Origin of the sequence: Photobacterium sp. SKA34, assembly GCF_000153325.1 — a bacterium.
GTDB lineage: Bacteria > Pseudomonadota > Gammaproteobacteria > Enterobacterales > Vibrionaceae > Photobacterium.
In genome coordinates, this window is sequence record NZ_CH724147.1 from 9,803 (window position 1) to 22,042 (window position 12,240).

The 12,240-nt window shown below is 42.5% G+C and carries 12 protein-coding genes; 5 read left to right on the forward strand and 7 right to left on the reverse strand.

The window, feature by feature from the left end:
* The first annotated feature begins 5 nt into the window (after positions 1 to 5).
* On the forward strand, positions 6 to 626 hold the full coding sequence (locus SKA34_RS22035; protein WP_039861116.1) for an FKBP-type peptidyl-prolyl cis-trans isomerase: 621 nt from the start codon (positions 6 to 8) through the stop codon (positions 624 to 626).
* Positions 627 to 814: 188 nt separating this feature from the next.
* Positions 815 to 1,321, forward strand: coding sequence for a DUF2780 domain-containing protein (locus SKA34_RS22040; protein WP_006647708.1), 507 nt, complete (start codon positions 815 to 817; stop codon positions 1,319 to 1,321).
* Positions 1,322 to 1,411: 90 nt separating this feature from the next.
* Here SKA34_RS22040 and SKA34_RS22045 read toward each other — a convergent pair whose 3' ends face one another.
* From SKA34_RS22045 to dusA, 7 genes are all read right to left on the reverse strand, one after another.
* Complete coding sequence (locus SKA34_RS22045; protein ID WP_006647709.1) at positions 1,412 to 2,176, reverse strand: phosphoadenylyl-sulfate reductase; 765 nt, start codon at positions 2,174 to 2,176, stop codon at positions 1,412 to 1,414.
* Positions 2,169 to 3,860 (reverse strand): assimilatory sulfite reductase (NADPH) hemoprotein subunit, encoded by a 1,692-nt coding sequence (gene cysI / locus SKA34_RS22050; protein WP_006647710.1) that lies wholly within the window; start codon positions 3,858 to 3,860, stop codon positions 2,169 to 2,171. Before cysI ends, SKA34_RS22045 begins: the two co-directional genes overlap by 8 nt.
* Positions 3,860 to 5,677, reverse strand: a complete 1,818-nt coding sequence (locus tag SKA34_RS22055) for an assimilatory sulfite reductase (NADPH) flavoprotein subunit (protein WP_006647711.1) — start codon at positions 5,675 to 5,677, stop codon at positions 3,860 to 3,862. The genes cysI and SKA34_RS22055 overlap by 1 nt, the downstream gene beginning before the upstream one ends.
* Before the next feature lie 188 nt (positions 5,678 to 5,865).
* Positions 5,866 to 6,096 (reverse strand): hypothetical protein, encoded by a 231-nt coding sequence (locus tag SKA34_RS22060; protein ID WP_005372743.1) that lies wholly within the window; start codon positions 6,094 to 6,096, stop codon positions 5,866 to 5,868.
* Positions 6,097 to 6,245: 149 nt separating this feature from the next.
* Positions 6,246 to 6,875 (reverse strand): TIGR04219 family outer membrane beta-barrel protein, encoded by a 630-nt coding sequence (locus tag SKA34_RS22065; protein WP_006647712.1) that lies wholly within the window; start codon positions 6,873 to 6,875, stop codon positions 6,246 to 6,248.
* Positions 6,876 to 7,047: 172 nt separating this feature from the next.
* Positions 7,048 to 7,290 (reverse strand): envelope stress response protein PspG, encoded by a 243-nt coding sequence (pspG, locus tag SKA34_RS22070; protein ID WP_006647713.1) that lies wholly within the window; start codon positions 7,288 to 7,290, stop codon positions 7,048 to 7,050.
* Positions 7,291 to 7,555: 265 nt separating this feature from the next.
* On the reverse strand, positions 7,556 to 8,572 hold the full coding sequence (gene dusA / locus SKA34_RS22075; RefSeq protein ID WP_086004129.1) for a tRNA dihydrouridine(20/20a) synthase DusA: 1,017 nt from the start codon (positions 8,570 to 8,572) through the stop codon (positions 7,556 to 7,558).
* A gap of 573 nt (positions 8,573 to 9,145) precedes the next feature.
* Between dusA and SKA34_RS22080 the strand changes: the two genes are divergently transcribed.
* The 3 genes from SKA34_RS22080 to SKA34_RS22095 all read left to right on the forward strand — a co-directional run bounded on the left by SKA34_RS22080 (position 9,146) and on the right by SKA34_RS22095 (position 11,600).
* Positions 9,146 to 9,358: a cold-shock protein gene (locus tag SKA34_RS22080; RefSeq protein WP_006647715.1), complete on the forward strand. Its 213-nt coding sequence runs from the start codon at positions 9,146 to 9,148 to the stop codon at positions 9,356 to 9,358.
* A gap of 257 nt (positions 9,359 to 9,615) precedes the next feature.
* On the forward strand, positions 9,616 to 10,323 hold the full coding sequence (locus SKA34_RS22090) for a S24 family peptidase (RefSeq protein ID WP_039861121.1): 708 nt from the start codon (positions 9,616 to 9,618) through the stop codon (positions 10,321 to 10,323).
* A complete protein-coding gene (locus SKA34_RS22095; protein ID WP_006647717.1) occupies positions 10,320 to 11,600 on the forward strand; it encodes a Y-family DNA polymerase in 1,281 nt (426 codons plus the stop codon). The genes SKA34_RS22090 and SKA34_RS22095 overlap by 4 nt, the downstream gene beginning before the upstream one ends.
* The last annotated feature ends 640 nt before the right edge of the window (positions 11,601 to 12,240 follow it).

A 12,240-nucleotide genomic window follows, 5' to 3' on the forward strand; every position in this document is an offset into this window, starting at 1 on the left:
CAATAATGTCTGACGTTAAACTAGATACAGTTGAGACTAAAGCAAGTTACGGTATTGGTCTACAAATGGGCCAACAACTTGCACAAAGCGGTCTTGAAGGCCTAAACGTAGCAGCAATTGCTAAAGGTATCGCAGCTTCTCTTGCTGGCGAAATGCCAGAAATCGAAGTTGATGAAATCAACAATGCACTACGTGAGCTTCACACTGCAGCAGACGCAGCACGTCAAGAGCAAGCTAAACTAGCTGCAGCTGATGGCGAAGCATTCCTAGCTGAAAACGCAAAGCGTGCAGAAGTTACAGTAACTGATTCTGGTCTTCAATACGAAGTACTAGTTGAAGGTAACGGCGAAATTCCAACTTCTGACAAGCAAGTACGTGTTCATTACCACGGTATGCTAACAGACGGCACTGTTTTTGACAGCTCTGTTTCTCGTGGTCAACCTGCAGAATTCCCAGTAACTGGCGTTATCGCTGGTTGGGTTGAAGCACTACAAATGATGCCTGTAGGTTCTAAGTGGAAGCTAAGCATTCCACAAAACCTAGCATACGGTGAGCGCGGCGCAGGTGCTGCAATCCCTCCATATGCAGCACTAGTATTTGAAGTTGAGCTACTAGATATCCTATAAGATATTGCTCTCTTTTTAAAAGCGGCGCTCCGGCGCCGTTTTTTTTATGGTTAAAAAATACGATCCATTCTCTCAAACTAATAAATCCTGCTAGTTAAATCATCAGCTATCGTGTTTTATCAATAAAATGTATTACAAAAATAAATATCTACACTAGGATAGATAATAGTTAAATTAAGGAGAACCCCATGGAAAAGCGTCATATCTTAACTACACTTACCGCCGTTGCTTTATTATCATCAAGTGCAATGAGCCATGCATTCAGCCTATCTGATGTCGCGAATGCTTTTGGGGGAGAAAAAAGTGATCAGGTTGCAACACAGATTGCAGAAAACCCATTAACAAAAGTACTAGTGTCTGATCTTGGTGTAAAACCAGAGCAAGCAGCTGGCGGTGCAGGTGCACTATTAGCGATGGCTGCCAGTGAGCTAACAGGTCCTCAAAGCCAAGAATTAACCAAATTAATTCCGGGTGCAGAGAAGCTTACAGATTCAATGCCATTAGGTTTAGGTCAATTATTAGGCAACAAAGACAATATCAACCAAGTCTTTTCTTTATTAGGCATGAAGCCTGAAATGGTTAATCAATTCGTCCCTGTTGTTACGCAATTTTTAGGTGAGCAAGGCGCAAGTAATGAACTCCTTGGCGCACTCTCTAACATTTGGGCACCAGCTGCACCTGTTGCCGCAAAATAATTTGTTATTGCTCCTTTAATTGAACAAATAAAAGGGCGAGATCACCGATCTCGCCCTTCCCTAATTACACTATTTCTGACTTGCTATCCGTTAAATTCCTGAACCATCCGCTTCTGTGTCGCTGTCTTCATGTAAACCACACTCACGTTTTAGACCGAAGAATCGCGTTTCTTCTTCTTTCATCCCCGGTTGCCACTTAACTGTCGTATGGATATCACCGACAGAAAGATAGTCTTGCGCTTTTAATGGGTGATAAGGCAAATCATGCTGTTGTAAATACAGATCGATTTGCTCATTACTCCAATCAATTAATGGCAGGAACTTAAAGCGCCCATTTTGGATCGCTAATACTGGCAATGTCGCACGTGAGTTTGATTGTTCACGACGTAGCCCAGAAAACCATGTTTTCACTTGCAGTTCATCTAATGCTCGACGCATTGGCTCAACTTTATTAAGCAAATTATATTGCTTAATGCCATCAACCCCTTGCAACCACAGTTGACCATAACGTGCTTCTTGCCATGCGGCGCTTTGTTTTGCGCTGTAGACATGAAGATTAAGATCTAATCGTTTCGTTAAGCTATCAATAAACTGATACGTTTCAGGAAATAAATACCCCGTATCGGTTAATACCACAGGAATATCGGGCTTTACTGTTGTAACTAAATGCAACATAACAGCAGATTGAATACCAAAACTTGATGCTAGTGAAAATCCACCTTCAAGGTTGTCGATAGCCCAGCTTACTCGCTGCTCTGCCGTCATATCCTCCAGCTCGGCATTGATTTCAGCCAGCTGAATAATTTGACTCACTTTAGGCAGCTCAAGTAACTCAGCCAGTTGAAATTTAGCCATAAAAATCTCTCTTTGATACTTTGACTTCATCAATAATGCCTGTGCGAATAGTGAAATCACCAAAGTCTTCACTCTCTTGACGCTCTGTAGACCAACGACCTACTAAGCTATCAATTTCATCCATGATCTGCGCAACAGTAATATTTTCACGGTACATCTTAGGCACACGTGTTCCGTTACGGTTACCGCCTAAATGTAAGTTATAACGACCAGGCGCTTTACCTACGAGACCAATTTCCGCCAACATCGCACGACCACAGCCATTTGGACAACCAGTGACACGAAGAATGATATTTTCATCATCATCTAAGCCGTGCTTTTCTAAAATACCTTCAACATCGGTAACAAATTCAGGTAAGAAACGTTCTGCTTCCGCCATCGCTAATGGACAGGTTGGTAATGACACACAAGCCATTGAGTTTTTACGCTGCTCGCTAACACCATCATCAATCAAACCATGATCGCGTGCGATCTTTTCGATCTCGTCTTTGTCTTTTGTTAACACACCCGCAACAATTAAGTTTTGGTTAGCCGTCATACGGAAATCACCGCCATGCACCTTAGCAATTTCAGCCACTCCTGTTTTTAATGGCTTATTCGGATAATCTAATAAACGTCCATTTTCTATAAACAGTGCTAAATGATGCTTACCGTCGATACCTTCAACCCATCCAATGCGATCACCACGATCGGTAAACTCATAAGGTCGGCTGTCTTCAAATTGAATACCCGCGCGTTTTTCAACTTCCGCTTTAAATACATCGCTACCCACACGATCTAAGGTATATTTTGTTTTCGCATTCTTTCGGTTAGATCGGTTACCCCAATCACGCTGTGTCGTTACAACCGCCGCTGCCACATCTAACGTTTTCTCTAGTGGAATAAAACCAAAGTCATCAGCGCGACGAGGATAGGTGGAATGATCGCCGTGAGTCATTGCCAAACCGCCGCCGACTAATACATTAAAGCCGACTAACTTACCGTTATCTGCAATCGCGATAAAGTTAAGATCGTTCGCATGCACATCCACATCATTTTGCGGTGGGATCACCACAGTCGTTTTAAACTTACGCGGCAAATAGTTACTGCCTAAGATCGGCTCTTCATCAGTTGTTTCTAGTTTTTCACCGTCTAGCCAAATTTCCGCATACGCACGAGTTTTTGGTAGCAAGTGTTCACTGATCTTTTTCGCCCACTCATATGCTTCTTGGTGAAGCTCTGACTCGACTGGATTTGTCGTACACAGTACATTACGGTTAACATCACCCGCAGTAGCAATTGAATCGATACCAATACTATTTAGCGTTTGGTGCATCAGCTTGATATTAGGTTTTAGTACACCATGGAACTGAAACGTCTGACGCGTTGTTAAACGAATACTGCCATAAGAAGTATGCTCATCGGCAAACTTATCAATTTCCAACCACTGTTTAGGAGTAATAATACCGCCAGGCATACGTGCACGTAACATCACGTTATGTAGTGGTTCGAGTTTTTGTTTTGCACGCTCAGCACGGATATCGCGATCATCTTGCTGATACATGCCGTGGAAACGGATCAACTGGAAGTTATCTGCAGTAAAACCACCGGTCATACGATCGCCAAGATCCTGCTCTATCGTTCCGCGTAAAGCATTACTCTCGCGTTTTAGACGTTCGTTATCTGATAATTTTTGATCAGTCATTAGTACACATCCCTTTGATAGCGCTTGTCTTTACGCAGATCATTTAGATACTGCTCAGCTTGCTCGCGCGTTTTATTCCCTTGTTGCTCAATCACTGTCATCAGCGCTTGATGGACATCTTTTGCCATTTGGTTAGCATCACCGCACACATAAACATGCGCGCCGTCTTGCAGCCACTGCCATACTTGTGCAGCTTGTTCTAAGATGCGGTGTTGAACGTAAACTTTCTCAGCTTGATCACGACTAAATGCCACATCAATCTGATTAACAACCCTATCTTTTAAGTATTTTTGCCACTCAACTTGGTATAAGAAATCTTCAGTGAAGGTACGGTCGCCAAAGAATAACCAGTTTTTACCTTGTGCTTCACGATTATCACGCTCTTGAACAAAGGCGCGGAATGGTGCAATACCAGTACCTGGACCTATCATGATCACAGGGGTATTATCATCCGCTGGTAACTTAAAGTTATTGTTAGTTTCAACAAAGACTTTCACTTCAGCGCCTTCTTCTAAACGCTGAGCTAAGAAACTTGATGCGCCACCTTGGCGTTGTTCGTCACCTTGCTCAAATTCAACTACCCCAACGGTTAAGTGAACTTCTTCACCCACTTCTTCTTGGCTTGAAGCAATAGAGTATAAACGTGGTGTTAAACGACGAAGTAGACCGATTAATTGCTCTGCGGTTAATGCTGTTTTCTTTTCTGCTAAGACATCAATAATTTGTGTTTTCGCAGAGTACTCACGTAGCTTGTCACGATCCGACACCAGCTTTTCAAGCTTTTTACTACCTGATAACTCAGCGTATTTGGTCACAAACTGTGGATTTGATGCAGTAATTTCATATTTGCTGATCAACGCATCACGTAGACTTAATGCAGCACCATCAACGTCAACAGAACTGTCCGCGTCTAAGCTAAGTTTCGCTAAAATAGCATCAACTAATTGTGGGTCATTTTCAAACCACACACCGAGTGCATCACCCGCTTGATACGTTAAGCCTGAATCTTCTAAATCAATTTCAATATGGCGAACATCTTTACCTGAATCACGGCCTGTTATTTTTTGACTTACCAATAGACTCGCGGTGTAAGGGTTCTGTTTATTGTAAGTAGAAACAGCCGCAGGCTTTTGACCTACAGGGAGTTGAACAACTTCAGCTTCACCCGTTGATAAGGTTTCTTTGGCTTTAACTAATGCTTGTGCACGCCATTCAGCAGCAGGCACTTCATAGTCAACGTCACAATCTAAACGTTCAAGCATTGGCTGCCCACCAAGTTTAGCTAAGTAGCTATCAAAGTCTTTCGCGGTTTGACAGAAGAACTCGTAGCTTGAATCACCTAAACCAATCACAGCATAATTAAGATCTGCCAATTTAGGGGCTTTCTTAGATTGTAAAAACTCATGTAATTCAATAGCATCATCAGGTGCTTCACCTTCGCCATGGGTTGATGCCACGATAATCACGTGGGTTTCCTTAGCGAGGTTTTTACCTTTATAGTCGCCGGCAGAAAACACTTGAGCAGCAATATCAGCCGCTTGTGCTTCTTCTTTTAACGCTTCAGCAACACCTTTGGCGTTACCGGTTTGCGAGGCATAAATGATGGTGAGTTTACCGGCTGGTTTTGCGGCAGCCAGTACATTATTTTGGACTGCAGGATCTGCAGCTGATTGAGACTGGGTTTGGCTTAATCCCCAAAAGTAGCCACTGATCCACGCAAGCTGTTGTGGCGACGATTCTGCCGCTGCTTGCTTCAGTTGATCTATTTGCTGATCATTAAGTGGACTAGCTAAAGCCGATAATTCCTTCACTAACATGACACGACGATCCCTATTCATTGCGTACTGTTAGATTAGCCATTTCGTGTAATAACAAGAAAGAATAGATAAGAATGTTTTATAACCTTTTTAAAGGTTAAGAAGAAAAGTGAATGCGAAATAATCGTTATTTTGCCATCAAGCAATAAGGATTATCTCGCCTTTATTGGCAGGAAATATGATCAGTTTTAGTATTCATCAGCAATTCTAACTTGATGAAACCCTACTTCAAAAGCTTGTTGAGTTGCGCTATCAATATCACTATAGCAACGTTCACTGCCAGCCCCGTCAGTTAAAGGAACCAAGCCACCCCGACGGTGACGAAATTCGACGATATAACCATCACCAATTGAAGGCTCAACCACTGCCTCAACCAATTCTTGGCTAACATAAAGGTGTTGTAGCTCAGTCAGCGTCATAGCCTTACTCCCTATCCTTTGCCACTTTTATTAGTTCAGTATAAAAGATGGAATCTATACACTTAAAAATGGTACAAAAACCTAGAAACAGCCAATAAAAAAACCACGACAGTGTCGTGGTTTTTATTAATTAGTTAGCTTAAGAAGACTTAGAAGTCGACTTCAACACCTGCGAACCAACCATTTAAATCAACATCGCCAGTATTCTTCGCTTTATCGAAATCGTAATCCATCATGCGATAACCACCACGGATGTTTAGATCTGCCGCCACTAGACCGATTGTGTATTTCACACCAGCCTGACCGTCAAATAGACGAGTACCATCATATTTACCCGCGTTTGCTTGAGCAAATACTGTTAATGGTGTTGCTGGAATACCGATTTCCGCATTACCGTAAATAGTTGGCTGCCAGTCACTAAAACGATCATCACTGTTTAGCTTCACACTACCAAATTTGGTTGCAGTAAGACCAAGATCAAGAGAGACTAGATCGTTATCCAAGATTTCGTAGTACGCTGTAAAATCACTTTGTTCAAATGCAACATTACCAGTATCGATATTGTTGTAACGAATCATAAAGTTAGGCACTAGAGGAATAAAGTGTTCAAAAGATGCGTAGTAAGAGGCTGATGTATCATCACTTTTATTACCATCAACTTTCGCATTTGCAAACCATGCATCTGCGCCTACTTTAACACCTAGAAGGGTATCTGCCTGTGCTGGAATAGCGGCAGTCATTGCCATTGCCACTGCTACTGAAAGCATTACTTTTTTCATGTCGAGTCTCCGCTCTTCATCATTAATAATTTTAAACGACGAAACTATACCAGAAACCCTAAAAAAACACCGCTCTTATCTATTTTGATGGTATTTTTTAACAAAATTTGCCAGAAATAACCTACTACTATTTTTATTAATAATGTTTTATTTGAATATATTTATCAGCGGATTAATAACGACGCGTACGAGATAGACGATCTTTGTAATCTTGTACTTTTTTATTATCTCTCACCAACCAAATTGCAATGGCAATCAACACAATCCAAGGTAATAACTTAATCACTAACCCCAACATGCCAACCACTGCCATGATCGCAAAACCAGCCGCAACGGCTATCATCATGCCAATAATACTGACACCCGTAAAAACTAACACTAATGCAAACGTCAGCAAAAATAAAAATTCAAACATACCCCTCTCCTTAACCAATTATTACCTTTCAACGATAAGCTTTTCTGTCAAGTTCACAACATAAACCGACAAAGCGTGTTGAAAGTGATCCTATTCAATATCGCTATTAGATGTAATTGCACAAATCACGCCAAGTGACATAAAAACTTATCACTTAATTTTCAATTAGATACAAAAAAGGCTAACCCACAAGGATTAGCCTTTTTTCTCTGTATTGGCCAAATCCACTCATTTATCGTAGATCTCGCCAAGAGCAATTCAGTAATTAAACATCTAAGTGAGCAGGAATTTTATCTAACGCCTGCTGAACGACTTCAATACCAGCACCAGGTTTATGAGCATTCTCACTGATATGTCGACGCCATTGACGTGCGCCAGGCATACTTTGGAATAAGCCCAGCATATGGCGTGTAATATGTCCCAAGTAAGATCCGTTCGCGAGTTGCTTTTCAATATATGGATACATAGCTTCAACAACTTCACGACGCTTCATAACAGGGCGTTCACTACCAAATAAACGCTGATCCACTTCCGCCATTAAGTATGGGCTTTGATACGCTTCACGACCGACCATCACCCCATCCATATGTTTTAGATGCGCTTCCATTTCTTCAAAAGTTTTAATGCCACCATTGATTGCCATGGTTAAATGCGCAAAATCTTGCTTTAGTTGGTAAACTCGCGGGTAGTCTAGCGGCGGAATTTCACGGTTCTCTTTCGGGCTTAAACCACTTAACCAGGCTTTACGGGCGTGGATGGTAAAATTATCACAACCGCCTTTCTCAGATACAACGTGGATAAAGTCTTTTAAAAACTCATAAGAATCTTGATCATCAATACCAATACGGGTTTTTACCGTCACAGGAATATCAACCACATCACGCATCGCAGTTACACACTGCGCTACCAACTCGGCTTCACCCATTAGACAAGCACCAAACATACCGTTTTGTACGCGATCAGACGGGCAGCCGACGTTTAGGTTAATTTCATCATAGCCACGCTCTTGCGCTAACTTAGCACAACGCGCCAAATCAATAGAGTTTGAACCACCTAGTTGAAGCGCCAATGGATGCTCTTCTTCGTTATACGCTAAAAAATCGCCCTTACCGTGAATAATCGCGCCTGTTGTAACCATCTCGGTATACAACAACGCTTCTTTACTCATTAAACGGTGAAAGTAGCGACAATGACGATCAGTCCAATCCAGCATCGGTGCGACAGAAAAACGCTGCATTGGAAAATCGCCTGTAACACTTTGAGTTGACAAGTTATTTTTCATTGTCTCGTCTACAACATTTGTCATTTTCATACCCTGTTTGGATTGGTTTACTTTTAATTTCAGAATCTTACTCCCCTCATTACGTTGTATCTAAAAGATACGATCGCTAAATACTTAAGTGACGTTGCTTGAGGTATATTCTGAAGAAAGCGGATTCTACATTAAAACGTAGTTAAGCCAAAGCAGAAGCAATAAAGTAAAAGCGAGAACTACTCACACCATGCTCGTATGCTTTTATTTTTAAGCTTTATAAGAAGAGAATCTGCGTGTTTTTTAATAAATATTATGTAAAAACTCTTCTTTCTCTTATCCATACAGTAGTATCAATAATCTATTTCGAATATTTCGGCAAAAAAGACTGTACAAAAAGTAAACACCTGTTATTATTCGTCTCGCTCTGTTGTTTAGAGAGTTATTAAATGCGGCACCAAGTCACAGTTAAACCTTCAGCTACATCAACGTTTTCGTTTTGTACTTCAGTGTTTCCCTTGTTTTGGCAGTATCATTAATAATTTAACCACTCAGCACATCGCATTTTAGCGGTTAATTAATCACATTTATAAGGGGCATCACATGTCTAACAAAACTACTGGTTTAGTAAAATGGTTTAACGAAGAGAAAGGTTTTGGTTTCATTACTCAAGACAACGGCGGTGCTGACGTATTCGTTCACTTCCGTGCTATCGCTTCTGAAGGTTTCAAAACTCTTGCTGAAGGCCAAAAAGTGTCTTTTGAAGTAGAGCAAGGCCAAAAAGGTCTTCAAGCTGCAAACGTTGTAGCTATCTAATTTATCCTCGCGGATAGATAAAAAAATGCTGGCTAAGGCCGGCATTTTTTATACCTGTAATTTAACAACACTCTCTAACATCACCCCCACTAGACCCTAGCTTCTGCTGTATTTCTGAATAACGACGCCCAAGGTTTAACAGCTCCCGACTATCTTGATACTGTGACTCATTCACACGCCGGCCACGATACTTCCCACCTTGCCACACACCCAAAACAGCACTAAAATAACTGTACATGTATACAGTATTTTTAACCATGATTACACTTAACACTTACGTACAGGCGGGGATCACCGGCTTTGAAAACCCCACTATTCGCTTTCGCAAAAAATCGCTAAACCTACAAACCATGTTTGTACATAGCCATTCATCTATGCGGATAATGGGCGCCGATAACACCTACAAAAAGCTAGGGATCGCCAAAGGGGATTGGCTACTCATAGACAGTGCCTTACAGCCCCTAAACAGCGACCTTGTTGTATTTGAGCAACACGGTTCCAACCACATCGCACGTTGGAACCTACTATGCCAACACATTGCCGCATCAGGCAAAGAGTGGGACGACTTACACGTAATAGGCGTGATCACCCTTTCTATCCATCACTTCAGGCAACCGCCGTTATTACCATGGCACCATGACTTAACCGAGCTCGACCTACACCAACTGGTGATCACCCAAGAGCATTCCACCATCTTGTGCCGTGCGGCTGGGCTTTCCATGCTGCCCTACATTTGGGACCACGACATACTCGTATTAGAGCGCCACCTAAACCCCGAGAACGAAGACGTTATCGTACTTTCGTTAAACAACGATCTTGTCGTAAAGCGCGTAAACCTACACAGCAGAACCCTGTATTCAGATAACCCCAGTTTTCAGCCACACCAGATCAACCCAGACGACTACACCCGCTTACATGGCGTGGTGCGTTACAGCTTACGATTACACCGCCCTGTTACCTTATGATTTGCTTACTTGATGGCACACGTTTTTACGCCGAATCTTGCATTACCTACAAGCCAGCCCTGAGAAATACCCCGTTATTGGTAACAACAGGCCAAGGGATCTCCATTGCCGCTAACCGTGCTAGCACTAACATCGGCATTTCAAAATTCACCCCAATATGGGAAGAAATAGACCGCTTACGGGTACACAAAGGCATTGTGTATAAAGCCAACTTCAACACCTTTTCTCACCATTCAGATCGCTTCATGACAGCCCTTGAAAAGCATATACAAGATGCCCGTTCCATGCGCTACAGCGTGGATGAAGTGTTTTACGATGTTAGCCACCTGTACCGCATCAACGTCGATCTGAATGAACACGTACAAGCCCTACGCAAAGCCATTTACAAAGAAACCGGCGTACCGACAGGCGCTGGTGTAGGCAAAACCCTGACCTTGGCCAAAGTTGCCTCGTGGGCGGCGAAGAACTGCCAACCTTACCAGGGGCAATGTGTATTAATAAGCGAGAAAGAAACCGACACGGTTTTAAAACAAATGCCCGTAGGTAAACTTTGGAACATTGGCAGACAACTGAATAAACACCTGACACAAGAAGGCATTTTAACCGCCTACCAACTAAAACAGTGCGACACCAAAACCTATCACAAACGTTATTCCATCAACGTGGCTAACGTGATTTCAGAGCTTAATGGCATCGCCTGTTTAGACATTTCCGTTGAGCGAGAAAAGAAAAAACAGATATGGTCTACCGCTTCCTACCGTGATCGCCTTCATCACCGAGACGACCTTTTTGCAGAGTTGGCTCACCACTGCGCCGAAGTTATGCGTAAAATACGCGACCAAAAAAGCGAGATGAAAACCCTTTCCGTATTTGTCTGCACCTCAAAATACGACCGTTGCCCGCCGTTTTATCGCCGTGGTGAACTCACACTCGAAAACGGCCTAACCGATACCAGTTTTGCCCTGCAACAACTGCGCGCATTATTCGATGATTTGATCCCCAACAATCTTGCCAAGCAACCGATATACAAAGTGGGTGTAGGTGCCCCAAGCCTTATTGATGCCGAAGTAAAACAGTTCGAGTTATTTAATCGCTTTGATAACAAAGACACCTTAAACAACACCCTCGACCAATTAAGCGATCGCTTTGGTAAAGGCGTGATCGGATTTGCATGCCAGCAACGCAGCTACCACGAACGACAGGGAGAAATAGAAATGCTAGAGCTAGAGAATTACTACACCGACATTAAAGACATTGTGGTGGTGAAGTGTGTTTAGCGGATTATACGAGATCATTAAGGCCATATAACAGAACCAAAACACCAAGGTTTTGTTGAGGCTGCTTTGTTAGCGAGGGACGAGGAACAAGCAGCCGTAATTATGAAGCGCAGCACCCACGATACCCAAAGGCACGGTAATAGCGAACCACAAAAAAAAGCTGTTAAACCTAAGAGCGTGAGCCATTACGGTGCGAAGGCTCTTGTTTGCGCGAAGCGTAAACATCCCCAAGATGGGGATTGGAAATAAGCTCCTAAGTAAGCCGGCGGCAGAATAAATGGAAAACCGCCCCGACAACACCATGACGTTGCTTTGGTGTGAGCGATGCTTGCATTGCGGCTTTTCACACGAAGGCGCTTTAACGTGATGGTGTAAGGGAGTGGTTTGCAATGAATGTCGCGTCTCGCTGGTGTGACTTGTCCTCGGAGTGTCCGCAAGACAAAACCATCAGAAATCCAAGTAAGGAGCGTTTGATGCGTTCTGAAGATTGTATTGAGTCGCTAACTATCCCGTGTAACACAATAGGAATAATGACCATCTATTTTTCTTATTTGAAAATTAAAGTCGACTTTAAAAGTTTTCTTTATTAGTTAGAGTGTGGTATTTGTTTCTTTTCTCACAATTTCGCTTAAATATTATG